Raw genomic sequence first — 24,484 nt, 5'->3', positions numbered from 1 at the left:
TGCCATTTACAACTCTTTAGCCTGGTCAGTTTCAAAAATTTATAGTTTAGGATAGGAAACCATAAACCTATCCATAATGAAACGTGTACTAATAGATTACAAAAAACTAGATCGCAAAGTGGCGGCGGTTTTAATCGATTCTTATCCTTACGGTTATGGGGATGAAGATATCATCACCCTGAAAAAACCCAACGGGGAAATAATTGAAACCGTAGAAGTAAAAACGGAGGATACCATTTATTTGGTGAAAATCAGTAAAAGTCTGTCCAACTTCATTTCCAATTTTGAGGAGAACATGGAAAAAGAGCTGGGCAATGCAGAAAAGCCCGAAGCGGTATTGGGTGAGAGTGAAGAATCTTTGAACCCGGATCTGGATCCCGATCAAGAACAAGAAAACGAAGGCCTATACTAAAAACTACTTTTTCAACTAGTTTAAATACCGTTCACGTATCACGGACATGTGGTGGGCTTGATGCCCACAAATGATAAAACCCATGGCCCTTGTGCTCATAGCTGAACCGCTTGCCATACCCATACGTGTCAACGCCTCGTCATCAAAGGAACGGAAAAGTGCTATGGTCGAATCCCGAACGGTTTTGTATTCGATCATAATTTCTTCCTTGGTCTTCTTTGCTGCATTGGATTCAGGGACATAAATATCCTGATCAAACCCGGACAATGGAGTGGAATCGTTCCGTGCAAACCTCAGAGCACGATATTGAAAGACCCGTTCGGCATCAATAATATGCATTAGCACTTCTGCCAAAGCCCATTTATCTGGACCATAGGCAAACAAAAGTTTGGCGGCAGGAATATCCTTGAGAAAAGAAAGGAACACATCCCTTCCGTCCACCAACTGATCCAATAGTTTTACCTCTCCGCCCAATGCCTTTATATAGGTATGATAAAAAGGGTTGTATTCAGACGGGGAAAGTTCTGAACTTAGCATATCCGAAAAGTATTTAAGCTTAAAGCTCGTTAAAGATGGTATGCATCAAGCGCTTTTTGTCATTGATGCTCTCTTCCAGGGAAATCATGGTTTCCGTTCGACTGATACCGTCAATATCATCAATCTTGAAGATAATATTCTTGGCATGAGTGGTATCCTTGGCCCTGATCTTACAGAAAATATTGAATTTTCCTGTGGTAATATGAGCAACAGTCACGTACGGGATTTGGTTCAAACGTTCCAGGACAAATTTTGTTTGGTGCGTTTTCTCCAGAAAAATTCCGACGTATGCTATAAAGGAATATCCCAACTTGACGTAATCCAAGGTCAATGAAGATCCTTTGATGATTCCGGATTCTTCCATTTTTTTAACCCTGACATGAACAGTACCAGCAGAGATCAGCAGCTTTTTGGCAATATCCGTAAAAGGTGTACGGGTATTGTCAATTAACATGTCCAGTATCTGGTGGTCGATTTCGTCTAACTTAACTTTGCTCATAGTGTGAATATTTTGATCAAAATTAGTTAATTAAGAAATTATATTTAAAAAAAATGCCTTTTTTTTAAACAAAATGTAACAAATACCTGATAATACCAAGATTAACTCTTGATATTCCGTATTAACGGAAGAAGATTCTTACGCTCCATCTGCTCTATGTGGTCGGAAATGGAACAATCTAAATTGAAGTGGCCAAAGCTTGTGTCCAACTCCCCTACCTCTGCTACTTCAGGAACAAAGTCAATGGCCCCGTTTTTCAAAGTCTCCACAAATCGGATACCCACTTGCTGATTTACCGCCAAGGACTCATTGACCAAATGGGCATTCTTAATAAGGATATCAAAAAAGAGTTTTTCATTTTCAGGAATATCAAAATATTCCTGATGCGGAAACTCAGCTATCCGATTTTTTGAAATAACCCCTAGAACTTCCATCAGAGCCATAAAAATATATTTTCTGGTCTCCTCTCGCTGGTAGTCTTCTTTAAAATGACCGGCCTCGAACAAGATAGTGGGTACACCCAACATCTGAAAAGTATCCCCTATACAGTTCTCATTAAACCCATCATCATACCTTCCCACCTGCCCTGGAATTTGATTCTGCAACATCCGATTCATGGCAACAATAAGCTGCATCCCTATAGTCCTGGTTTGATCCACTGTTCTTTCTGGATTGTTGGATGGAGACAGGAACGAGACCGTTGCGGGCTTATCCGTGTTACCTGCACTAAACAGGGTACGTTGGTCGTGTAGGTTAAAACAGTAATTGGGGTGAAACCGTTCAAATAGTTCTCGCAGGACAACACTCTCAGGCTGCGTTCTATTTTTGGCATCACGATTAAGATCCACTTCATTGGCATTTACCCGGGTGTAGGCGATTGCGCCATCCGGATTAAGGATAGGTACTATGCAAAGGGTGCAATTTTCCAAAATTGATTGACTAAAATCTTCCTCGGCAATTAGGCAATTGACCAAATCCAATACCGCTTTTGTTGTGGTAGATTCGTTCCCATGCATCTGGGACCACATGAGCACTTTCTTTGGACCACTCCCCAGAGTTATGGAAAAAATAGTATTCCCTAGAACCGAGCCGCCAATGGTTTCAACTAAGGAAGAATCCAGGGTGTTGAGCCATGTTTTTTGCAGGGAATCAACAGTTACATAACGTCCCTCTACAGACCTTTCCTTATAACTTTCAAAGTGAATCATGTATGGCAATCCTTAATTAAGTTTACAAAAGTAATCCAAACATAATTTACAATTGTATACGAACTTGTAAGCAAACGTTCACCTTTGTAATCAGTTGGTTCCTCGGAAACACACAATTGTAATCACAAAAATCAACTTTATTTATTAATACCTATATATTCTTTATTAACAGATATTTATATTCGATTACATAAACTTTAAATTTACATATCTAGTCGCCCTTCTTCCTGTTTTATGTTGACTTTGGCCATTCGTATTACTAATTTAGCCTTAGAAATTTATTTTTGTGAACAACGAGATTGCCATCCGAATTAAATCGGTAATTGACCATTTTGGACTCACGGTTTCTTCCTTTGCAGATTCCATTGGAGTGCAGCGCTCCAGTATTTCCCACATCCTGAGCGGAAGAAATAAACCCAGTCTGGATTTTGTGCTGAAGGTGGTAAAGATTTATCCGGAAGTCAACTTGTATTGGCTCCTGATTGGAAAGGGGAAATTCCCGGCCCAGTCAGAAAAGGAAACCTCCCCTACCGAGATTTCATCCAAGATCGGTGATGAGGCACCCACAAAAACCTCGGGGAACTCAAATTCCGATCCTGTGCGTATGGTGGTTTTTTACGCCGATGGCACCTTTGAGTCTTTTGACGCAAAAAAAAACGGATAGGTTCAGGCACATTCAGTTCTTTGCATTTACTTTGCATGCATGTTACAAAAACTGTTGCCCCTACTCGTACTTTCCCTGTTACTTTCATGCCAGCAGCCGCCTGAGCGTAATTGCACCAACTTTAAGAATGGTCGGTTTTCATTCACCACGGAAATCAATGGTGAAAATAAAACCACCACCTTCCTTAGAAAGGATGATTTGGAGGTGGATTATTTTGAAGGAAAACAAGATTCTTCATCTGTAAGATGGATCAATGATTGCGAATATGTCCTTAGAAACTTGAACCCGAAAAACAAGGCAGAGGAAAAATCTATTCACATAAAAATATTGACAACTTCCGATTCTTCTTATACATTTGAATACAACGCCATTGGCGATAAACGAAAATTTAAGGGCACCGCCCATAAAATACACTAACCATGTTTGAAATTTTTACGAGTCCGGATGCCTGGATGGCATTGCTTACCTTGACTTTTTTGGAAATAATCCTGGGGATTGACAACATCATCTTCATTTCCATTGCGGCTGGCAAATTGGATAAAAAAGATCGTCGCAAAGCCACTAATATTGGACTCGTCCTGGCCATGGGAATGCGAATTCTATTGTTGTTTGGAATTACCTGGTTGACCAAGATGAAAAAACCATTTTTGGTTTTGGACGAATCATGGATAACAGGTGGAATAAGTTGGCAGGCGCTGATCTTATTTTTTGGAGGACTCTTCTTGCTCTATAAAAGTACAAAGGAAATCCACGAGAAAATTGAGGACCGTGGACATGATGAAAGGGAAGTGAAAAAATCGCGTTCCTCATCCCTGACCAATGCTATCGTTCAAATCACTGTAATCAATATCGTTTTTTCATTTGATTCCATTCTTACGGCCATTGGCATGACCAACGGTATTTCCCCCAACCCAAACGATGCCTTGGTTTTAATGGTTACTGCGGTAGTGGTTTCGGTCTTGATTATGATGTTGTTCGCCAATCCTGTCGGTGAGTTCGTAAATAGGCACCCTTCCGTTCAGGTACTGGGATTGTCCTTTCTTATCTTGATCGGGTTTATGTTAATTGCTGAAGCTGCCCACCTTTCCCATTTGATTGTTTTTGACAATGAGGTTGGTGCAATTCCAAAAGGTTATCTGTACTTCGCCATCGCATTTTCACTAATGGTAGAGTTCTTTGATCTTCGGATGAAGAAAAATAAATCTAAAAACAAAAAGGAGACGGTAGAACAATAAGGTGCTTTAGTTGGGCCTGTGGTACGCCAACTTGGGATTGAGTTTCTTGTACTCCTTGAACTTCGCCTGTTGCTGTTTCACGGTAAGCGTACTGCCGTCATGGCTCCATCCGGGAGGGCCAAAGATGTACATCAACTTGTGGGATAATTTTTTGGATTTCTTTACATCATTCCAAATATCCCTATACTCATGTGTCAAAATCACTACGGGGTTATAGGAATCCGGTGAATGAATCACACCATATTTAACATCAATGTCATCGTCCAGGGCTTTCCATGTTCCAAATAGCTTGTCAAATATATTCAGGAATCCCCCATGGTTTTTATCCAGATATTCCACGTTTTGTGCATGATGCACCTGATGCATGGTATGCGTATTGAAGATTTTTTCCAAAAATCCAAGTTTGGGAACATAAACGGAATGCAATTGAAATTGCCATAGCGCTTCTATGCCCAAACAGACCACTACCATTTCCGGAGGAAATCCAATGGCCGGCATCCACATATAAAACAGAGGTTTGTACACGATGGTAAACCATCCATTGCGAACTGCAGTGCCCAAATTATAGTTATCCGAAGAATGGTGGACTATATGGGCAGCCCAAAGGAAGCGAATTTCATGGTTGGCCCTATGAAACCAATAGTAGGTAAAATCATCCGCTAGTTGACAAAGCAACCAAACATACCAGGCATAGCCAAAAGATTGGTATCCTAAAAAGTTCTGTCGAACACCATTTACCTCGGGATTGCAGAGTTCGTAAACACCTTCAAAAAGAACAATGGCAAACGCCACCTTGAACAGTGGACCCAAAATAGCAGACCCAACGCCCATGAACCCACTGGCAGCCAAATCCTTCCAATTATATAGCTCATGGTCACCATGTGCCTTGCTGTACGCCAGCTCTGCCAAAATGAAAACAATAAATACGGGTACTCCGTATACTAAAGGGTTGGTGAAATCCATAAGGGGGTATTAAACTGTGGGGTTAGCTGCGTATCCAAGGTCACAAAATAGGCAGAATAACGCATTAAAACAAAGTAGTTTGCTCAGAACTTTCATCATTGTTCTTTTTCTCATCATTTGAAAAACCGATTGACTCTTCATCCACCACCTCCATTTCCTCTGGAGTTGGATCCTTGGGCTCTTCAAATGGAAGCGGCTCCAAAGCGTTGATGTTTTTCACTTTTTCCGTGGTCAATTGGTTGCCAATGGCTTTTATTCCCTTGACGGAAATGAAACTTTCGATATCCACCTGTTGGTTGGGTTTGGCCTCCTTGCCCCTTGGTTTTACAAACTCAATCTCAATTACTGGCCTCCAATCTGTAGATACCAATTCCAAAACAGATTTGGGATGTTCTGAAATGACCAGCTCTTCCCTGGACGAATTTTCTATAAGGAACCTCTTGATGTAATAGCGTTCCTTTTCTCCTTCATAATGTACTACGGAAATGGGCTTGGTGGGATTCCATTTTTCCAGTACGATCATGTCATCGTTGAAGCGGGTTAGCAAATCGGGCGGAATGGTCTTTACTTTTCCCTTTTGGTCAATGATCAAGAGCAAGTCATCTCCTTTAAATTCCCCTAAAAGTTCTCCTCGTCCGTCTACATTAAGACGGTTCACAATGTCGTCGAACCAAATCTTTCTGGGTTTTAAGGTGGATACACCTTTTTCTTTGAGTTCAATGCGCTTCACAGGATATTTAGTAACCAAATTTCCCTTGGACGCCCTTCCTTTTATCAACAAATCGGCAAAATCCAAATCCCATTTCAGCTTCTTGATACTGCCTGATTGGCGCAGCAACACCGTAATGATTTCAGCCTCACCGTTGGGATTTGCAGAGAAATACAATACCTCAGCCGAAGCTTTGTCCCCAGCCAGTTGATACATTTTGTCCCGGGTAACCCCTGTAACGTTAAATCTTTTGATGTAGCTGGGTCCACCCCTACCATCCTTATAGATCATGTTGTAGGTGGTGCGCTTATCCTTTTTCTTGAATACCGCAACATGGATAATTCCTTTGTCAACAAAGGTCTTGGAATCCACCTTGGTGACCATCATTTCCCCTTTTTTGGTAAAAACAATGACGTCATCAATATCGCTACAGTCGGTTACATATTCATCCTTTCTAAGAGAGGTGCCAATAAAACCTTCTTCCCTATTCACATATAACTTGGTGTTTCTAATGACCACCTTAGCCGCCTCAATGTCATCAAAAATCTTGATTTCCGATTTGCGCTCACGGCCTTTGCCATATTTTTTCTTTAGTTCTTTGAAGTAATCAATGGCGTAATCCACCAGATGTGCCAAATGGTGCTTTGTCTGGGCAATACGTTCATCCAAACTCTCAATAAGCTGTTGTGCTTTCTCCAAATCAAACTTGGATATTCGCTTAATTCTGATTTCGGTCAAGCGTACAATATCCTCTTCGGTTACAGCCCTTTTCAGATTTTTGGTATGGGGCTTTAGCCCTTTGTCAATGGCTGCAATAACACCTTCCCACGTTTCCTCTTCCTCAATATCTCGGTAGATTCTGTTTTCGATAAAAATCCGCTCCAAGGAAGCAAAGTGCCACTGTTCCTCCAACTCACCCAATTGGATTTCAAGTTCTGCTTTAAGCAGCTCAACCGTATAATCGGTAGAGCGCTCCAGCATTTCCTTAACACCAATGAACAAGGGTTTGTTGTCCTCAATGATGCATCCCAAGGGCGAAATGGATGATTCACAGGCCGTGAAGGCGTAGAGTGCATCAATGGTCTTATCCGGAGAAAGGCCACTAGGCAGATGCACCAAAATCTCTACCTCGGCAGCAGTATTATCCTCAATCTTTTTAATCTTGATTTTCCCCTTATCGTTGGCTTTAAGGATGGAATCTATTAAAGAAGATGTGTTGGTGCCATAGGGTATTTCGTTGATCACTAGGGTGTTCTTATCCAAGGTTGAAATCTTGGCCCGTACTCTTACCTTTCCACCACGCATTCCCTCATTGTAGTTGGTCACATCGATGATTCCAGCTGTGGGAAAATCAGGATAAAGTTTAAAACGCTGTCCCTTCAAATGTTTGATGGACGCATCAATAAGTTCATTAAAATTATGTGGCAGGATCTTGGTTGATAAGCCAACAGCAATCCCTTCCGCTCCTTGGGCCAATAGCAAAGGAAATTTGACGGGTAAGTTGACAGGTTCCTTTTTTCGTCCATCGTAGGACAACTGCCATTCCGTAATTTTTGGGCTATATACAACGTCCAACGCAAATTTGGAAAGCCGGGCTTCAATATATCTCGATGCGGCCGCACTATCTCCCGTAAGAATGTTTCCCCAGTTTCCTTGGGTATCAATAAGTAGGTCTTTTTGACCAATCTGAACCATAGCATCCGCAATACTGGCATCTCCATGGGGGTGGTATTGCATAGTGTGTCCCACCACATTGGCCACTTTGTTATAGCGACCATCGTCCAATTCTTTAAGGGAGTGCATGATCCTACGCTGCACGGGCTTAAAGCCATCCTCAATGGCGGGAACCGCACGTTCCAAGATTACATAGGAGGCATAATCCAAGAACCAGTCCTTGTACATGCCGGTTACGCGGGTAAGACTGTCTTGGGATTTTTCCTGGCTTTCTAAACCTTCATCGTTCAGTGCTTCATTCTCTTCCATTTAGAAGGAGGTCATTTTATTAGTTTATAGTTAGTTTTCTTCTACTAAGTCAAGTTCTACTTTAAGATTATTGATGATAAATTCCTGACGATCGGGCGTATTCTTTCCCATATAGAATTTCAGCAACGTATCTATGCTCATGGCCTTGTCCAGCATTACAGGTTCCAATCTAATATCATCCCCTATAAAATGTTGGAACTCATCTGGAGAAATCTCACCCAACCCCTTAAAGCGCGTAATTTCAGGTTTGCCGGTCAACTTTTCAATGGCATTTCGTTTTTCTTCCTCGCTATAGCAATAGATGGTTTCCTTTTTATTTCGAACCCGGAACAAGGGAGTTTGTAAAATGTATAGATGCCCTTCTTTGATCAGTTCTGGGAAAAATTGCAGAAAGAAGGTGATCAAGAGCAATCGAATGTGCATTCCATCCACATCGGCATCCGTGGCGATTACAATATTATTGTATCTCAAGCCCTCCATGGACTCCTCAATATTCAACGCTGCCTGTAACAGGTTGAATTCCTCATTCTCATACACAATCTTTTTGGACATGCCATAGGAATTCAATGGCTTTCCCCGAAGACTAAAAACCGCTTGGGTATTTACATCACGGGATTTGGTGATGGAACCCGAGGCCGAATCCCCTTCTGTGATAAAGAGGGTGGTCTCCAACCTACGATCCTTTTTCATATCCTGAAGATGCACACGGCAATCGCGTAGTTTTTTGTTGTGAAGACTAGCCTTTTTGGCTCGTTCCCTGGCCAGTTTACGAATACCTGAAAGTTCCTTGCGTTCCTTTTCGGCCTGCACAATTTTTCGCTGCAGGGCATCAGCCGTTTCCTGATTTTTGTGCAGGTAGTTGTCCAGGTACTTCCCTATAAAGTCGTTCACATAGGTACGCACTGTCGGTAGGTTTCCACCCATATCGGTAGAACCCAGCTTGGTCTTGGTCTGACTTTCGAAAACCGGCTCCATGACCTTTATGGACACTGCCGAGATAATGGACTTACGGATGTCCGAAGCATCATAATTTTTGCCGTAGTAATCCCTGACAGTCTTTACAATGGCTTCCCTAAATGCCGCCTGATGGGTACCTCCCTGTGTGGTGTGCTGCCCGTTAACAAAGGAGTGATACTCCTCACTGTATTGTGTTTTGCTGTGGGTAATGGCCACTTCAATGTCATTCCCCTTAAGATGAATGATGGGGTATAAAAAGTCTTCTTGATTGTTATTGTCCTCCAAAAGGTCTTTTAATCCATTTTCCGAATGGAATTTTTCCCCGTTAAAGACAATGGTGAGGCCAGGATTTAGATAAACGTAGTTCTTGAGCATGCGTTCTACATACTCATTGCGGTATTTATAATTCTTGAAAATGGACTCGTCCGGGACAAAACTTACCTTGGTTCCCCTTCTTCTAGAGGTTTCCTCCAGCATTTCCTCATTAATGAGGTTTCCGGTCTCAAATTCGGCTGTCTTGGATTTTCCGTCCCTGGTGGATTCCACCTTGAAGGAAGTGGACAATGCATTTACTGCCTTGGTCCCTACACCGTTCAATCCCACTGATTTTTTAAAGGCACGGGTATCGTACTTTCCCCCTGTGTTCATTTTGGAAACCACATCCACCACCTTGCCCAAGGGAATTCCACGACCGTAGTCCCGAACATGAACGGTGTTTTCCTTGATGTTGATTTCAATGGTCTTACCTGCCCCCATGACAAATTCGTCAATACAGTTGTCTATCACTTCCTTTAGAAGAATGTAGATACCATCATCAGCGGAGGAGCCGTCACCAAGTTTACCAATATACATTCCGGGACGCATACGGATATGCTCCTTCCAATCCAGTGAACGAATGTTATCCTCTGTATACTGGGTCTGTGCCATGTGTTAGGGGTTAATCCTTGCTAATATAAAATTTAGGCACAAAAATACTAGCGCAGCAGCTAGAAAGTAATCAACAAGGGGTGTTGATAGGGGATTTTATCGGGGTTTGGCTTAGATTTCATGAATAGCTTATAAAGACTGGACACGAACCCGTCTATCCGCAGACAGGTTTCATTAATTGGCTAAAATGGTTTGACACGAATGGCACCAATTACCACAAATACAAACGTTCAAGCTTTGCTTTTGGTGGATAAGAATCTACATATCAGAAAATGGGTTGCACTAAGTGGCTAAAACGGCTTGACACGAACCTGCCTGCATGCCAAAGGCATGTAAACAGGCAGGCAGGTGGCACTAATTATTTTAAGCAACCCAACAAAAAACACCGGCCTTTGGCCGGTGCTTCTTATCCCATACAATTGGTGGTCAAAAAAAAGCTTTGTTGTTTTAGTTTTCTGGGTTGAATTCCCAAAGTTCATCCGAAATATTGTTCTCAGGAAGATAACCTCCAATAACATAACCTCTATTACCAATTGAAAACCCTTGAATGTGAGTTGCTTCTCCCTTAAAAGAACTCTTCTTAGTCCACGAATCATTTTCAGGAGTATACTCCCACGTTGTTGAAACAAACTCATCTCCATTATAACCTGTGGTTATATATCCTTTTCCATTTAAACTAAATGCCCCATGATATCCATATGAACCACCCGGAAATGTTGAAAGTTCTGTCCAAACATCACTTGAAGAATCGTATTTCCAAAAGTCCATCATTCCTCCCGGGCCTTCCTTATCGCCCAACCCAAAATAAAGTGCGCCATCTATAACAAAATAAGTATAATCCTCTCGTGGGGTTCCAGTAAAACTTGAGACTTTGCCCCATTCTTCCAAATCTGGATCAAAAGCCCATAAATCAGTGTAAAAGGTGTCTCCATACCCCCCAAGTCCATAGTAAATTTTACTATTAGCAGAAAAGACCACAGCATTTCTCCTTAATTCGCCTGGTAAATCAACCTCTTGGTGCCAGCCATTTTCAGATGTATAAGAATAAAAATCTTGTAATTCATCAGCTTCCTGATCAACGTATCCATAACCACCAAGAATATATAAGGTCTCATCAATAGTAATACCATTTGGAATCCATCTTTCACTACCTGGAAACTCATCTTCCATTAAGCTCCAAGTGCCATTTTCCTCGAGATTGGGGTCAAAAATCCAAATATCCTTTTTATCAATTTCAATTGTTTCCCCGATACCAAAACCTGCATACCCTTTTGTTTCGGAAGCAGTAACCATAAAATCAGCTCGAGGACCACCACCAAAATCTGCCACTTGCCTCCATTTTCCAGTAATTACGTTAAACTCACCAGTACTTGTTACCGTTGTAGTTCCTGTTGAAACGCTTATAGTTCCCGAGGTGGCATTATCTGGTACAGTTACCGTTAACATAGTTGGCGTGGCGCCAGTAACCTCTGCATCCACAGTTCCAAATTTTACCGTGTTCCCAGTTGTGGTTGTGCTAAAGCTGGTTCCGGTCAACTCAACGGTACTGCCCCGTTCACCTTCCATTGGATCAAATGAGGTAAAGGTCATTGTTTCAGGTGTTGGATCGTCATCCGTACCTCCTGTACCATCATCAGTTTTACCATCATCATCGCTACAAGCAATGATCACACACATGGCTAGAGTTGGCAAGCCAAAGACCAGCCATTTCTTAAAGGAATAAGATTTCAGGATTTTCATAGATTTTGTTTTTTAATTAGAAAGTCCTAAAGTCAGATTTTTAAAGGAGCAAACTACCTCCCATTTTACGGATGGGCCTTTTGGATTGATGAATGAGGGGTTTGGGTTGATCTAGGAGTAGTTGAAGCTTAGGGTTTTGAATAAACCTGTACTGGAGGCAGGTTAGATGAATTGGCCACAACAGTTGGACACGAATCGCACTAATTTTCACAAACACCTTTGAGTCTGAGGTATTGTTGGTATTCCAATGCGGACCTGCCTGCCGGCAGGCAGGTTTCACAATTTTGCACCAAGACTCCATTCTTAACCGGTAGTTTTATCCATTCAACAACTTTTGGGCTTTTTTGATGTGACTGCCTTCAGGGAAATATTCCAGGTATTTTTTGATATCGGTTTTGTTATGGGTGTTGTTGTACTGGGTTTCACAGGTTTCCCAAACACTATCGTCCATCATGGCTGCGTCCATCCCAACTTGTTTGGCTTCCAGATAATAGGCTATAGCTTTATCAAATTCCGTTAGAAAATAGTACCCAGCCCCTACTTGGCTCAGGTAAAGTCCTTTGTTCCATGGATATTTGATGGCCAATTCCAAATAGCGTTGCACGGCTTCTTCAAATTCTCCGCTTGTTAAGGCATTGGAAGCTTGCCACACCAAAATTTCTTCCTCATCCGTAGCTTTAGCCCTTGAAAGGTTTTCCTGATTTTTTTGGCAGGCCTCCTCTAAAGATACGCTCTGTTTTCCCCTGAACAAATTATTGAAAAACCCCCTCATTTAATTCACTTTTAGCTGTTATACTAAATTGGGGATTCTGCAGCTAGCAATTATGGGCCAATGGATGGATTGGCCTTCTGAGTTGACGAATCCAAGGTCTTGATTGACGGATTGTTGTTTTGGGAATTTCTACAAATTACATCAAGGTATGTTACAGACTACCCTTTAGCTTGACACCGATTCCACTAATTCTCACCAATAAGTAGTGTATATGGTGTTTTGAGATGACCGGACGGCATTTGCTCTGATGGTTTGACACGAACCTGTCTACCGGCAGGGAGGTTTCGCAAATTAGCGTGTAAATAGAGTTAGAGATGACCCCATCTTATGTATTATGTCTTTTGTCTTGAGTTTAGCCTCTAAACATTGAATCTAAAATGCATCACATCCCCATCCTGTACCACATACTCCTTGCCTTCTACACGCATACGACCCGCTTCTTTCACTTTAGCTTCGCTACCGTGTTGTACGTAATCGGCATAGGAAATGACCTCCGCACGGATAAAGCCCTTTTCAAAATCGGTATGGATTACCCCAGCGGCTTGCGGTGCGGTAGCACCGACTGGGATAGTCCAAGCGCGTACCTCTTTTTGTCCTGCGGTGAAGTATGTTTCTAGATCAAGCAATCGGTAGGCCCCTCGTATGAGTTTTGCGGAACCAGGTTCTGAGAGTCCCAAATCTTCCAAGAACATTTGGCGCTCCTCATAGGTTTCCAGTTCGGTAATATCAGCTTCGGTGCCAACGGCCAGGAAAATTACTTCGGCATTTTCGTTGGCCACAGCTTCCTTTACTTTTTTTACATAGTCATTCCCTTCCACTGCTGCACCTTCGTCCACATTGCACACATACATTACGGGTTTGTCCGTAATCAGTTGCAGAGGTTTTACATAATCCCAATGATCATCTTCGGAAATGGAAATGGCCCTTACCGAGATACCGGCTTCCAAAGCTTCTTTTATCTTGTTTAACACCTCTGCTTCTTTCTGGGCATCTTTGTTTCCGGTTTTGGAAGCACGCTTTACCTTATCCAATTTCTTTTCCACACTTTCCAAATCCCGAAGTTGCAGTTCCATATCAATGGTCTCCTTGTCCCGGATAGGATCCACGGAACCATCCACGTGGACAATGTTATCGTTGTCAAAACATCTAAGCACATGTAGGATGGCATCGGTTTCCCTGATATTGCCCAAGAATTGGTTACCCAGACCTTCCCCTTTACTGGCTCCTTTTACCAAACCGGCTATATCCACAATCTCCACTGTGGCCGGAATCACTTTTTCGGGATTTACCATTTCCTCAAGCTTTTCCAATCTTGGATCAGGTACATTGACTACTCCTATATTGGGTTCAATGGTACAAAAAGGGAAATTGGCACTCTGGGCCTTGGCATTGGACAAACAATTGAACAAAGTTGACTTTCCTACATTGGGCAATCCTACAATTCCGGCTTTCATGTGATAGATCTTAGACGTTAGACTTGAGATGTTAGACAATTGTCAATTGTTCATTGCTAATTGTCAATTGATTTAAGCGTGCAAATATAGTCTGAAGTTTTGGAAAGAAAGCAATCCCTGCTTGGATTAGAAGCCTTTTACGAAAAGATAGATACCAAGCCCCATTACGGTAAGTATTCCAAGAATGACAATTACAGAAAGAATACAACCCAATTGTTTCCAAAAACCATTATAATCCTTTTCCTTTTGCTGCATGCTTGCTTCTGTTTTAGTCCTGCAAAAATAGCAAGAAATGCTTTTGATAAAAGCCATTCAATGTTACTACCTTTAGTCCATGGCTCAGATTACACTGCAAGGAATTTTGTTTGATGCAAAGTCCTCTTTTCTAAGGGGCCCCGCCTTGGCCCCGCCGTTGATCCGTAAGGCATACCACAGCCATTCCGCCAATTACTATGCTGAAGATGGCAAAAAAATCACTCCTGAAATGTTTGATGACAAAGGCGATTTTGAAATTGAAAACTATTTCGATATTGAAAAGACAACCTCCAAAAATCTAAAAAAGGGAACACCCTTGCTCACCTTTGGCGGAGATCATTCCGTTACTTTTCCGTTAATTAAAGCATTTTATTCCGTTTACGGAAAGTTAGACATACTGCATATTGATGCGCATGGCGATTTGTATTCCAGTTTTGAAGGGGATAAGCACTCCCATGCTTGTCCGTTCTACAATATCATGGAAAATGAGTTGGCAGAAAATTTGGTGCAGGTAGGGATTCGGACCTTAAATGAGGAACAACGGCAGCATGCCCAGCGGTTTGGTGTCAAAATCAATGAAATGAAGGATTTTGCATCCTTTAGCATGCCCCAATTTACAAATCCACTTTACCTTTCCTTGGATATGGACGCCTTGGACCCTGCATTTGCCCCTGGGGTTTCGCACCATGAACCAGGCGGACTAAGCACACGTCAAACCATAGAATTGATTCAGGATATCCGAGTGCCCTTGGTGGGTGCGGATATTGTGGAATACAATCCTACCAGGGATATCAATGATATGACCGTCATGGTCTGTGGCAAACTTTTTAGGGAAATTGTGGCTAAAATGATGTAGCCTACCCGTCCGGGTGCATAAATTTCTGCTTGCCCAAAAGAACATCTTCGGACTCTACCCGGTCTTCATCTGGAACACAACAGTCCACTGGACATACAGCGGCACATTGGGGTTCCTCATGAAAGCCCATGCACTCGGTACATTTATCCGGAGCTATATAGTAAATTTCGTCGCTGATAGGTTCTTGTACTTCATCAGCATTTACTGCCTTTCCGTCTGGCAATACTACATCACCAACCAAGGAAGTACCGTCACTATAGCGCCATTCATCAGCACCCTCATAAATTGCGGTGTTTGGGCATTCCGGCTCACAAGCCCCGCAGTTGATACATTCGTCTGTTATAATAATCGCCATAATTTTCTTTTTCCTATATGCTGAGTTTATTTCAGCATGCGTACTTTTGCGCAAAAATAAACCCTACCAATTTAGTGTACAAATATAATGACGGCCCATAACCCAATAGTGCAAGCTTTTGTTAAACTTGGAGGTTTTATCCAGGATTTTTGTGAATCCCGCAATTCAGGAGCCAATAATGCTAACGCTGATTTTAAAGAAGTATTGGCCCGGTCCGAACAACAAAATGGTTGGTTTACCCAAGAAAACATGCTATATAGCCTTGGACACTGGGCCCATCTGTTGACGGAGGAAAATATGGTCACTTGGTTGTCCCAATATGCATTTGAAAAAGGAAAAAATGTCAAAGTTGTTGGGATTGTCATGGCCGGAAACATTCCCTTAGTGGGTTTTCACGATTTCATTTGCGTGCTGCTCTCGGGAAATAAGGTTCAGGCCAAACTATCTTCCAATGATACCGTGCTCCTACCCTATCTTGCGGAACAGTTGATTGGGTATGAAGCCTCTCTTAAGGACTCCATTCAATTTGTTGATGGAAAGTTTGACCATTTTGATGCTGTAATCGCTACGGGTAGCAATAATACAAGTCGCTATTTTGAATACTACTTTGGGAAAAAGCCCAACATCATACGAAAAAATCGGAATGCTGTTGCCGTTCTTACGGGAAAGGAAACCAAAGAAGAACTGATAGCACTGGGTGAAGATATTTTTAGATACTACGGTTTAGGTTGCCGTAATGTCTCCAAAATCTACGTGCCAAAGGATTACAATTTTGAACCCCTTTTTAATGCCTTGTTTGAATACAAGGACATCATCCATCAACATAAATATGCCAACAATTACGACTACAATAAAGCGGTGTATTTGATGAGTGAGTTCAAAATACTGGACAATGGGTTCTTGGTTCTGAAGGAAGATGAGGGTTTTGCTTCTCCCATAGCTTCTTTATTTTATGCGCATTATGATTCTTTGGATACAATCAAAAATCTTCTTGAAGATCGGAAGGAGGATATCCAATGTGTGGTGTCCAAAGGGTTGCTAGCTTCCGAAATAGCTTTTGGAGAAACCCAAAAACCCAGCCTTCACGATTATGCGGACGGGATTGATACCTTGGATTTTTTACAGCAGCTTTAGATAAGACCATCCGATTTTTAGATCCAAGTTTTTTTAAGACCTTTGACGCTTAATTAATCGGATTGCAACTAACCTCTATCAAATGAAAAAGCACAATTTTAGCGCAGGCCCATGTATTTTGCCACAGGAAGTAATGCAGAAAGCGGCAGAAGCCGTTGTGGAATTGGATGGCATTGGGTTGTCCCTTATCGAAATTTCCCATAGGAGTAAAGAATTTGTGGCCATTATGGAAAAGGCCCGCTCCTTGGCTTTGGAGTTGTTGGGGTTGGAAGGCAAAGGTTATCAAGCACTTTTTTTGCAAGGCGGGGCCAGCACCCAATTTTTAATGACCGCTTATAATCTTCTGGATAAAAAAGCGGGATATGTCAATACCGGTACTTGGAGTCTAAAAGCCATCAAGGAAGCTCGTTTAATGGGCGAAATTGTGGAAGTTGCCTCTTCACAAGATCAAAACTTCAATTACATCCCAAAGGGTTACAACGTTCCAAAAGACCTGGATTATTTGCATTTGACTTCAAACAATACCATTTTCGGTACCCAGATCAAGGAGTTTCCCAAAACAGATGTCCCCTTGGTTTGTGATATGAGTTCGGATATATTCTCCCGTCAACTGGATTTCTCCAAATTTGATTTGATCTATGCCGGCGCTCAAAAGAACATGGGGCCCGCCGGTACTACCTTGGTCGTTATTAAGGAAGATATTTTGGGCAAGGTATCCCGAAAAATCCCTTCGATGTTGGACTATTCGGTGCATGCCAGCAAGGATAGTATGTTTAACACACCTCCAGTTTTTGCGGTTTATGTTTCCATGCTCACCCTGCAATGGCTAAAGGATTTGGGAGGAATTGCTGCCATTGAGGAAATCAATGAGCGCAAGGCCAATCTAATCTATTCGGAAATAGAATTGAATCCTGTTTTCTCAGGATTTGCGGCCAAGGAGGATCGTTCCATCATGAACGCCACCTTCAATATCACCGATGAGACCCTAAAGGAAATCTTTGATCAAAAATGCCTGGAAGCAGGAATAAGCGGAATAAACGGCCACCGTTCTGTAGGCGGGTACCGTGCTTCCATGTACAACGCCATGTCCTTGGAAAGTGTTGGTGTTTTGGTAGATATTATGAGCGATTTGGAGAAAAGGGGATAAACAAGTCAACAGCAATTCAAAACGTAGCATTTAAAATTCAACACTTTTAATTTATGAAGGTGATACTGGCAAACGATGGACTCGCACAGTCCGGCATAGAACTCTTGGAAAAAGAAGGCTTTAAAGTCTTGACAACCAAAGTGGCACAGGAACAATTATCCAATTTTATCAATGACAACCAAGTACTGGCACTATTGGTACGAAGTGCTACCCAAGTGGATAAATCATTGATTGATGCCTGTCCCAATTTGGAACTGGTGGGCCGTGGAGGTGTTGGCATGGACAATATCGATATTCCTTATGCCAAATCGAAGGGAATCCATGTAATCAATACACCAGCCGCGTCCTCAGCCTCTGTGGCCGAACTTGTTTTTGCCCATTTGTTCAGTGGGGCCAGATTTTTACACGATTCCAATAGAAATATGCCTTTGGAAGGGGATAGCAAATTCAAGCAATTGAAAAAAAGCTACACCAATGGAATGGAACTTAGGGGAAAGACCTTGGGTATCATCGGTTTTGGAAGAATTGGACAAGCTACGGCCCGGATTGGGCTTGCCATGGGCATGAAGGTGCTCTATGCAGACCATAATGTAGAAGACTGCACCTTAAGCGTATCTTTTTTTGATGGACAGTCGGTAACCTTTTCAATGAAAGCCAACACTTTTGAAGAAGTTTTGCAAGCATCCGATTTCATTACAATTCATGTCCCAGCGCAAAATGGATATATCCTGGGAAAAAAAGAATTTGAAATGATGAAGACAGGTGCCGGAATCGTCAATGCGGCTCGTGGGGGCGTTTTGGATGAAGTTGCACTGATTGATGCCCTGGAAAAAGAAAAACTGTCATTTGCTGGTTTGGACGTCTTCGAATCCGAACCCACTCCCGAAATCAAAATCCTAATGCATCCCAAAATTTCCTTGACACCCCATATTGGGGCATCCACCAAGGCCGCCCAAGACCGGATAGGTCTGGAATTGGCCAATCAGGTGGTTAGCTTACTGAGCTAAGTTTTTTTGACCAAACCCAGAATCGATACCTTCAATTTTGTACATTGGGGGTCTTAACTAAACACTAAAGGAATGTCAGGATTATTAGATTTATTAAACAGCCCAATGGGCAAACAATTAATTAGCGGAGTTGCCGGTCAAACAGGGCAGCCAGAAAACAAGACCGCAGATGTGCTCAGTATGGCCATGCCCTTGCTTATGGGTGCCATGAAAAGAAATGTCTCTACCCAAAGCGGTGCAGAAGGATTGATGAACGCGCTTTCTTCAAAACACGACGGAAGTATTTTGGATGATCTTGGTGGACTTTTCGGCGGTGGTGTAGATCAAAGTGTAATGAATGATGGAGCAGGGATATTGGGACATATCTTCGGAGCAAAACAACCACAGGTGGAAAGTGCCTTGAGCAGCAAGTCGGGCATGGATACTGGATCTATAGCACAAATTTTGAAAATAGCTGCACCCATTCTTTTAGGGTACTTGGGCAAACAGACCCGTCAGCAAAACGTAAGCAAACCTGATGCCCTTAGTGGCCTTTTAGGAGGACTTATGGGAGGAGGAAGCTCTGCTACCAGGCAACAATCCCTTATTGAGACCTTCTTGGATTCCGATGGAGACGGCAGCGTTATTGACGATTTAGCCGGAATGGTACTTAGCGGCGGCAATCAAAAGAAAAGTGGACTTGGAGGGCTCTTGGGAGGCCTCTTCAGGAAATAATCCAAGAATTAACGTTATTTAACAAGGCCATTTGAAATTTCAAATGGCTTTTTCGTACCTTAATATTATGAAAAAGAACATTTTACAAAAGCTATTTGGGGCTGTAATGATTCTGGGATTGATTCTTTCCTGTACGGCCCAAAAAGAAACGGTGGCCATATCTGAAGAGGAAAAAGCGGTTTTTACCTCGGAAGATGATGCACAGGTTGAAATTAAGGATGAAGAAACAGAGTACGAAATCATCATCATTGAACCCGGTTTTTATCAATGGCTGCAAAGCATAGCCAGACCAGAAGGTTATTATTCCCAACACTTTCTGGAAAACCGAAATCAATTGTTGGTCATCAATTGGAATCAAAGGGTACTTCAGCCCCAAAGATTCAATCCCAATCTTTATCAACTCCAGATTGATTATGACCCGAATATAGATTATGGGTACGATGTAAACTACAAGCTCTACAACTATTTTATTTATTTCCAACGCAAATACAATCAGCGATTGGGTCCCTTCCTTCCAAGGATATAAAATGTTATTTTTGCCGTCGAAATTTATTCGATGAAAAAAATAAAAGCACGCTGGGACATTACCCAAAACTGGCAATACCTTTTTCCTTTCCTGGGTGTAGCATTGCTTTTTCTTACCGCCTATATGATTGCCAGGAGGTTTCTGCATCTCTTCGAATTAAACAACAGCATTTGGGAATGGCCTTTTACGCTTGGGAGTTCAGTCCTTTTATATTATGTGATGCTCCGCTTTTTTTTATGGTGCTTCAAGAAATTATCCAATAAATGGATTGTGGAACAACGTTGGGAAATGATAGCCATATTTATCGTTTTTGCCGTCACGGGTAGTCTCTCCGGTAAATTGGCCGGACCATTGACCGAAATCATTGGACTAAAACGGGATTTGGTAAGCGGCTGGCTGTATTGGACCGCTAGAATCCTGCTTATTTTTCCCATATATCAGGTACTGTTGATTTGCTTCGGATGGCTTTTTGGCCAGTTTAAGTTCTTTTGGGACTTTGAAAAGAAGATGCTCAAGCGCATGGGACTGGGGTTCCTAATCCCCTAGTTTAAGGTTTTGTTAACATAATTCCTACCATTAATTTGGTTAGATTTGCCATCTAATGCAGGATTTAAAGAAGATTTTCGTATTTCTTTTGTTCGCCACCCTCATGTTGGTGAAGGTTTCTGCTTTGCATGTTTACTCCCATCAAGATGGGGAAACACATGAAATTGAAAACTGTGCTATCTGCGAAATTGCACTGGAATCACAGCAATCCAATTTTGAAATTACTGGAAAGGTCATGATACCGGAAGTCAACACTTTCTTCATTACCGAAGAGGTGGAATTCCAGTATCAGATAAATGTTCCAATTCCCAGCTCCCATTTCTTTTTTTCGAGGCCTCCACCCTCAGCTCAGGCCTAATGGCTTGAATCCCGCAACTGGACTTGTATAGGAGTCCTAAATGAACACTAATATTTTATTGATTTAAGTATGAAAGCATTGCTTTTCATCACACTAGTGATAGCAACCCCTTTTTGGGGCCTATCGCAGAATTGCACCCATACCATTACCGGTAAAGTAACAGATTACCATAGCAAATCACCCTTGGAAAATGCAACCCTCTTGATTGTAGGAACTGCCCACTCGGTAGAAACCGATGCCGATGGAAATTTTCTAATGTCCGCAGTTTGCGCTGGGAATTATGAATTGGAAGTGTCGCATCCCGAATGCAACACCATTTTAATGAATATAGCGATCCAAGAGGATACCAAAATTGACATCAAGTTGGAACACCATTTGGAGGAATTGGATGAAGTGGATGTAGTTGGAGAAGCCATTAACGACAAGACCAATACAGCATCCGAGGAAAAATTGAAGCTTCCGACCTTGGAACTTTATAGTTCGGGAACTCTGGGTGATGCTTTGCGGGAATTGGGGGGCGTTTCTTCTCTGAATACCGGTGCCAACATCGTAAAGCCAACTATTCACGGTTTAAATGGCAGCCGTGTTTTGATTCTAAACGATGGCGTGCGGATGCAAGATATGGAATGGGGAGATGAACACGCCCCTAATATCGATATAAATACAGCAGGAGCTGTTTCCGTAATAAAGGGGGCATCGGCGCTACAGTATGGCGGTGATGCCATTGGGGGAACCATAGTTCTGGAACAGGCCAAAATTCCTGTTAAGGATACCATTTTTGGCAAAACACTGATCAGTGGCAATACCAATGGTAGAGGAGGCGCAATAACCTCCGAGTTGACCAAAGCCTTTGGATCAGGCTGGTTTGCCAAGGTTCAAGGCTCCTACAAACGACTTGGGGATTTGGAGGCTCCAGATTATGTCCTTTCCAATACCGGAATACAGGAATTTGGCACCTCCTTAAGGTTCGGAAAGCGTTTGTTCACTTGGGGTTGGGACATTCGGTATGCCTATTTTTCTTCTGAAATTGCTGTTTTACGGGCTTCCCATATTGGTAATGTGGATGACTTGATCAGAAGCATTAACAATGGACAACCCGAGGTTATCCGTGATTTCACCTATGATCTGCAAAACCCAAAACAAGAAGTAAAACATCATTTGGCCAAGCTCCATTTTTATAAAAGATTTGAAGGACTTGGCAAATGGAATTTCCAATATGATTTTCAAAGCAATCGACGGTTCGAATTTGATGTTCGACGAGGAGAACTGGATGGCCGGGCCTCCATAGATTTGGAATTGACCACCCATACCCTATCTACTGATTTTAAATGGGATTCCAAGGAAGATTATCAAATGCATGTGGGGCTTTTGGGTCGCTATCAGGAAAATTTCCCCAATCCCGCAACTGGAGTTCGTAGGTTGATCCCGGATTATGAGAAGTTCGACCTGGGAGCATTTGCATTGGGTGAAATCCAAATCTCGGATCAATTCTTACTGGAAGGGGGTATCCGCTACGATTTCACCAGAATAGATGCCCAAAAATTTTATCAAACTTCCAGATGGAATGAACGTGGATACAACAGCGAGTTCCAAGATTTAATTGTGGAAGATTTAGGAACTTCTTTGTTGGTCAATCCTGTATTTGACTACCATAACATTTCGGCCACAGTAGGTGGGAAATATCAATGGGACACGGGAGAGACCTTAAAATTAAACTACGCCTTGGCCCAGAGAGCGCCAAACCCTTCTGAATTGTTTAGCGACGGCTTGCATCATTCCGCGGCCCGAATTGAATTGGGGGATTTAAGGGTGGATAACGAGACCTCACACAAGTTCACGGCTTCCTTTGAACAGGATTTTGATTCTTGGGGATATTCCGTGGAACCTTTTGCCAACTGGGTACAAAACTTTTTACTCCTGGAGCCCTCAGGTGTGGAGTTCACCATTAGAGGTGCTTTTCCGGTCTGGGAATACCGTCAGACCGATGCCAGACTTCTTGGACTGGATTTCTCGGCCTACGCCCATTGGACGAACTCATGGAAAACGGACCATCGCTTTTCATTGGTCAAAGGACAGGAAATGGACAACAATACAGCTTTGATCAATATTCCGGCAGCTAATTTGGGCAATCAAATCACGTATAGCATTCCCCAATGGAAAAATTTCAGTGTTTCCTTGGAAAGTCAATATGTGTTTAGACAAAATGAGACACCGGACAACATCGTGGTCTTTTCTCCTGAGCAGCAACAGGAAGTTCTGCTCGAAATAAATACAGCACCAGATGCCTATCACCTGTTGGGCTTACGTTCTCAAATGGAATTTCCATGGGGAGGAAATAAAAAAATAACGACCTCATTGGTGGTCAATAACCTTTTGAACACCAATTATAGGGACTATCTAAATCGCCAAAGGTTTTTCGCCGATGATTTAGGGAGAAACATTTTGATTCAATTAAAACTTAATTATTAAATCCTTTATTACATGAAAACGATCAAATTTTTATCAATGGCAATCCTAGCGGGAAGTTTTTTGGCATCATGCTCCAATGATGATAACTCCCCGGAGGAAATCAATGAAGAGGAAACCATCACTACCATGACGGTTACCCTTACCCCAGACGGTGGCGGAACTGCCATCGAGCTACAATCCAGGGATTTGGATGGCGATGGTCCAAATGCTCCTGTAATCACGGTTTCGGGAAATTTGGCGGAAAACACAACCTATAACGGATCTGTTGTGCTCCTCAATGAAACTGAAACTCCTGCAGAAGAAGTCAATGAGGAAATAGAAGGTGAAGCTGCAGAGCATCAGTTCTTCTATGTTGTTGAAGGTGGGTTAAATGCCACAACGGAGTATAGTGATGAAGAATCTGACTACGTTTCTGCCGAGACGGGCACCAATTTCACCACCAATAATCCTGTGGGCATAACTTTTACACTTACCACGACAGATGCAAGCTCCGGAACTCTTACGGTAACCTTGCGACATGAGCCTAAAAAACCCAATGATGGGACTTTGGCTGATGCTGGTGGTGAAACCGATATCACACAAACCTTTAACCTAACTATAGAGTAACACCTGATTTCAAAATCAAGGTGCTGTAAATAGCATAATTATTTCATGAATAAAGAATTTAGACATACGGTCTTAAGCACTTTAATGGTTGCTGTATTAGCCATACAGCAGCTGTTTGGTGCTTACCATATGTTTATTTTTCATGCAAATGATTTTGAACAGGACCAAGCCAATAGCGATGAATGGGTTAGCAGTAGCGAAGATGCATGTGACATCTGCGCAAAATTGAACCCCACTCCGGCGGTTCACACCGCAGAAACCTATTCCCCAGACCACGGTTCCCTGTGCTTTCGGGTTCCAGAATCCAAAAGCCAACTCTCTTCAATTGTTGGGCATTATACCAACTATAGACGGGGTCCTCCCTCTCCCCGTATCTCCCTTATCTAAATAGGCCTTTCCATCAGGATTTGGCCCTGGTTCTTTACACTTCGAAGTCAAAAACGATTTTGAG

At 42.3% G+C, this 24,484-nt stretch carries 26 protein-coding genes; 15 read left to right on the top strand and 11 right to left on the bottom strand.

Annotated elements, in window-relative coordinates; translation table 11 throughout:
- Nucleotides 1-76: 76 nt before the first annotated feature.
- Nucleotides 77-412, top strand: a complete 336-nt coding sequence (locus ACO6S0_RS07795; RefSeq protein ID WP_422351421.1) for a hypothetical protein — start codon at nucleotides 77-79, stop codon at nucleotides 410-412.
- A gap of 15 nt (nucleotides 413-427) precedes the next feature.
- On the opposite strand, the gene ACO6S0_RS07790 is transcribed toward ACO6S0_RS07795, so the two are convergent.
- The 3 genes from ACO6S0_RS07790 to ACO6S0_RS07780 all read right to left on the bottom strand — a co-directional run bounded on the left by ACO6S0_RS07790 (nucleotide 428) and on the right by ACO6S0_RS07780 (nucleotide 2,656).
- Nucleotides 428-949: a DinB family protein gene (locus ACO6S0_RS07790; protein ID WP_422351420.1), complete on the bottom strand. Its 522-nt coding sequence runs from the start codon at nucleotides 947-949 to the stop codon at nucleotides 428-430.
- A 19-nt stretch (nucleotides 950-968) separates the two neighbouring features.
- Nucleotides 969-1,448, bottom strand: coding sequence for an Lrp/AsnC family transcriptional regulator (locus ACO6S0_RS07785; protein ID WP_055392737.1), 480 nt, complete (start codon nucleotides 1,446-1,448; stop codon nucleotides 969-971).
- A gap of 101 nt (nucleotides 1,449-1,549) precedes the next feature.
- Nucleotides 1,550-2,656 (bottom strand): M14 family metallopeptidase, encoded by a 1,107-nt coding sequence (locus tag ACO6S0_RS07780; protein WP_422351419.1) that lies wholly within the window; start codon nucleotides 2,654-2,656, stop codon nucleotides 1,550-1,552.
- A 280-nt stretch (nucleotides 2,657-2,936) separates the two neighbouring features.
- On the opposite strand from ACO6S0_RS07780, the gene ACO6S0_RS07775 reads away from it, so the two are divergent.
- The 3 genes from ACO6S0_RS07775 to ACO6S0_RS07765 are packed head-to-tail and all read left to right on the top strand — an operon-like array spanning nucleotide 2,937 to nucleotide 4,555.
- Nucleotides 2,937-3,320, top strand: coding sequence for a helix-turn-helix domain-containing protein (locus tag ACO6S0_RS07775; protein ID WP_422351811.1), 384 nt, complete (start codon nucleotides 2,937-2,939; stop codon nucleotides 3,318-3,320).
- Between the two features lie 39 nt (nucleotides 3,321-3,359).
- Complete coding sequence (locus ACO6S0_RS07770) at nucleotides 3,360-3,737, top strand: DNA topoisomerase IV (protein WP_422351418.1); 378 nt, start codon at nucleotides 3,360-3,362, stop codon at nucleotides 3,735-3,737.
- Between the two features lie 2 nt (nucleotides 3,738-3,739).
- Nucleotides 3,740-4,555, top strand: a complete 816-nt coding sequence (locus ACO6S0_RS07765; RefSeq protein WP_422351417.1) for a TerC family protein — start codon at nucleotides 3,740-3,742, stop codon at nucleotides 4,553-4,555.
- 6 nt (nucleotides 4,556-4,561) lie between these two features.
- Here the strand turns inward: ACO6S0_RS07765 and ACO6S0_RS07760 are convergent, their stop codons facing one another.
- The 7 genes from ACO6S0_RS07760 to ACO6S0_RS07730 form a co-directional block, all read right to left on the bottom strand.
- Entirely contained in the window at nucleotides 4,562-5,518 is a 957-nt protein-coding gene (locus ACO6S0_RS07760; RefSeq protein WP_422351416.1) for a sterol desaturase family protein, read from the bottom strand.
- A 64-nt stretch (nucleotides 5,519-5,582) separates the two neighbouring features.
- Nucleotides 5,583-8,210 carry a DNA gyrase/topoisomerase IV subunit A gene (locus ACO6S0_RS07755; protein WP_422351415.1) on the bottom strand — a complete coding sequence of 876 codons (2,628 nt, stop codon included), beginning with the start codon at nucleotides 8,208-8,210 and terminating at the stop codon, nucleotides 5,583-5,585.
- A 30-nt stretch (nucleotides 8,211-8,240) separates the two neighbouring features.
- The gene (locus ACO6S0_RS07750; RefSeq protein ID WP_422351414.1) at nucleotides 8,241-10,094 is read right to left on the bottom strand and encodes a DNA topoisomerase IV subunit B; all 1,854 of its coding nucleotides are present in this window, start codon (nucleotides 10,092-10,094) and stop codon (nucleotides 8,241-8,243) included.
- A gap of 447 nt (nucleotides 10,095-10,541) precedes the next feature.
- Complete coding sequence (locus ACO6S0_RS07745; RefSeq protein WP_422351413.1) at nucleotides 10,542-11,834, bottom strand: Kelch repeat-containing protein; 1,293 nt, start codon at nucleotides 11,832-11,834, stop codon at nucleotides 10,542-10,544.
- Between the two features lie 316 nt (nucleotides 11,835-12,150).
- A complete protein-coding gene (locus ACO6S0_RS07740) occupies nucleotides 12,151-12,606 on the bottom strand; it encodes a tetratricopeptide repeat protein (RefSeq protein WP_422351412.1) in 456 nt (151 codons plus the stop codon).
- 359 nt (nucleotides 12,607-12,965) lie between these two features.
- The gene (gene ychF / locus ACO6S0_RS07735) at nucleotides 12,966-14,060 is read right to left on the bottom strand and encodes a redox-regulated ATPase YchF (RefSeq protein ID WP_422351411.1); all 1,095 of its coding nucleotides are present in this window, start codon (nucleotides 14,058-14,060) and stop codon (nucleotides 12,966-12,968) included.
- A 126-nt stretch (nucleotides 14,061-14,186) separates the two neighbouring features.
- Nucleotides 14,187-14,315 (bottom strand): hypothetical protein, encoded by a 129-nt coding sequence (locus ACO6S0_RS07730; protein WP_422351410.1) that lies wholly within the window; start codon nucleotides 14,313-14,315, stop codon nucleotides 14,187-14,189.
- A 79-nt stretch (nucleotides 14,316-14,394) separates the two neighbouring features.
- Between ACO6S0_RS07730 and speB the strand changes: the two genes are divergently transcribed.
- Nucleotides 14,395-15,171, top strand: a complete 777-nt coding sequence (speB, locus tag ACO6S0_RS07725; RefSeq protein ID WP_422351409.1) for an agmatinase — start codon at nucleotides 14,395-14,397, stop codon at nucleotides 15,169-15,171.
- Nucleotide 15,172: 1 nt separating this feature from the next.
- Here the strand turns inward: speB and ACO6S0_RS07720 are convergent, their stop codons facing one another.
- Nucleotides 15,173-15,526 (bottom strand): 4Fe-4S dicluster domain-containing protein, encoded by a 354-nt coding sequence (locus ACO6S0_RS07720; protein WP_422351408.1) that lies wholly within the window; start codon nucleotides 15,524-15,526, stop codon nucleotides 15,173-15,175.
- A gap of 87 nt (nucleotides 15,527-15,613) precedes the next feature.
- Here ACO6S0_RS07720 and ACO6S0_RS07715 point away from each other — a divergent pair, with 87 nt between their 5' ends.
- The 10 genes from ACO6S0_RS07715 to ACO6S0_RS07670 all read left to right on the top strand — a co-directional run bounded on the left by ACO6S0_RS07715 (nucleotide 15,614) and on the right by ACO6S0_RS07670 (nucleotide 24,420).
- Nucleotides 15,614-16,660 (top strand): acyl-CoA reductase, encoded by a 1,047-nt coding sequence (locus tag ACO6S0_RS07715; protein ID WP_422351407.1) that lies wholly within the window; start codon nucleotides 15,614-15,616, stop codon nucleotides 16,658-16,660.
- A gap of 82 nt (nucleotides 16,661-16,742) precedes the next feature.
- On the top strand, nucleotides 16,743-17,807 hold the full coding sequence (gene serC, locus ACO6S0_RS07710) for a 3-phosphoserine/phosphohydroxythreonine transaminase (RefSeq protein WP_422351406.1): 1,065 nt from the start codon (nucleotides 16,743-16,745) through the stop codon (nucleotides 17,805-17,807).
- Nucleotides 17,808-17,860: 53 nt separating this feature from the next.
- A complete protein-coding gene (locus ACO6S0_RS07705; protein WP_422351405.1) occupies nucleotides 17,861-18,814 on the top strand; it encodes a D-2-hydroxyacid dehydrogenase in 954 nt (317 codons plus the stop codon).
- A gap of 72 nt (nucleotides 18,815-18,886) precedes the next feature.
- Nucleotides 18,887-19,528 (top strand): DUF937 domain-containing protein, encoded by a 642-nt coding sequence (locus ACO6S0_RS07700; protein WP_422351404.1) that lies wholly within the window; start codon nucleotides 18,887-18,889, stop codon nucleotides 19,526-19,528.
- A gap of 67 nt (nucleotides 19,529-19,595) precedes the next feature.
- On the top strand, nucleotides 19,596-20,054 hold the full coding sequence (locus tag ACO6S0_RS07695; RefSeq protein WP_422351403.1) for a DUF6146 family protein: 459 nt from the start codon (nucleotides 19,596-19,598) through the stop codon (nucleotides 20,052-20,054).
- Nucleotides 20,055-20,084: 30 nt separating this feature from the next.
- Nucleotides 20,085-20,600 (top strand): DUF6787 family protein, encoded by a 516-nt coding sequence (locus ACO6S0_RS07690; RefSeq protein WP_422351402.1) that lies wholly within the window; start codon nucleotides 20,085-20,087, stop codon nucleotides 20,598-20,600.
- Nucleotides 20,601-20,655: 55 nt separating this feature from the next.
- Nucleotides 20,656-20,958, top strand: a complete 303-nt coding sequence (locus ACO6S0_RS07685; protein WP_422351401.1) for a hypothetical protein — start codon at nucleotides 20,656-20,658, stop codon at nucleotides 20,956-20,958.
- 69 nt (nucleotides 20,959-21,027) lie between these two features.
- Nucleotides 21,028-23,427 carry a TonB-dependent receptor gene (locus ACO6S0_RS07680; protein ID WP_422351400.1) on the top strand — a complete coding sequence of 800 codons (2,400 nt, stop codon included), beginning with the start codon at nucleotides 21,028-21,030 and terminating at the stop codon, nucleotides 23,425-23,427.
- A gap of 12 nt (nucleotides 23,428-23,439) precedes the next feature.
- Nucleotides 23,440-24,033: a type 1 periplasmic binding fold superfamily protein gene (locus ACO6S0_RS07675; RefSeq protein WP_422351399.1), complete on the top strand. Its 594-nt coding sequence runs from the start codon at nucleotides 23,440-23,442 to the stop codon at nucleotides 24,031-24,033.
- A 45-nt stretch (nucleotides 24,034-24,078) separates the two neighbouring features.
- Nucleotides 24,079-24,420: a hypothetical protein gene (locus ACO6S0_RS07670; protein ID WP_422351398.1), complete on the top strand. Its 342-nt coding sequence runs from the start codon at nucleotides 24,079-24,081 to the stop codon at nucleotides 24,418-24,420.
- The last annotated feature ends 64 nt before the right edge of the window (nucleotides 24,421-24,484 follow it).

It is taken from the genome of Flagellimonas sp., from assembly GCF_965233845.1.
Lineage (GTDB): Bacteria > Bacteroidota > Bacteroidia > Flavobacteriales > Flavobacteriaceae > Flagellimonas.
This window is presented reverse-complemented; position numbering and strand designations above follow the sequence as displayed.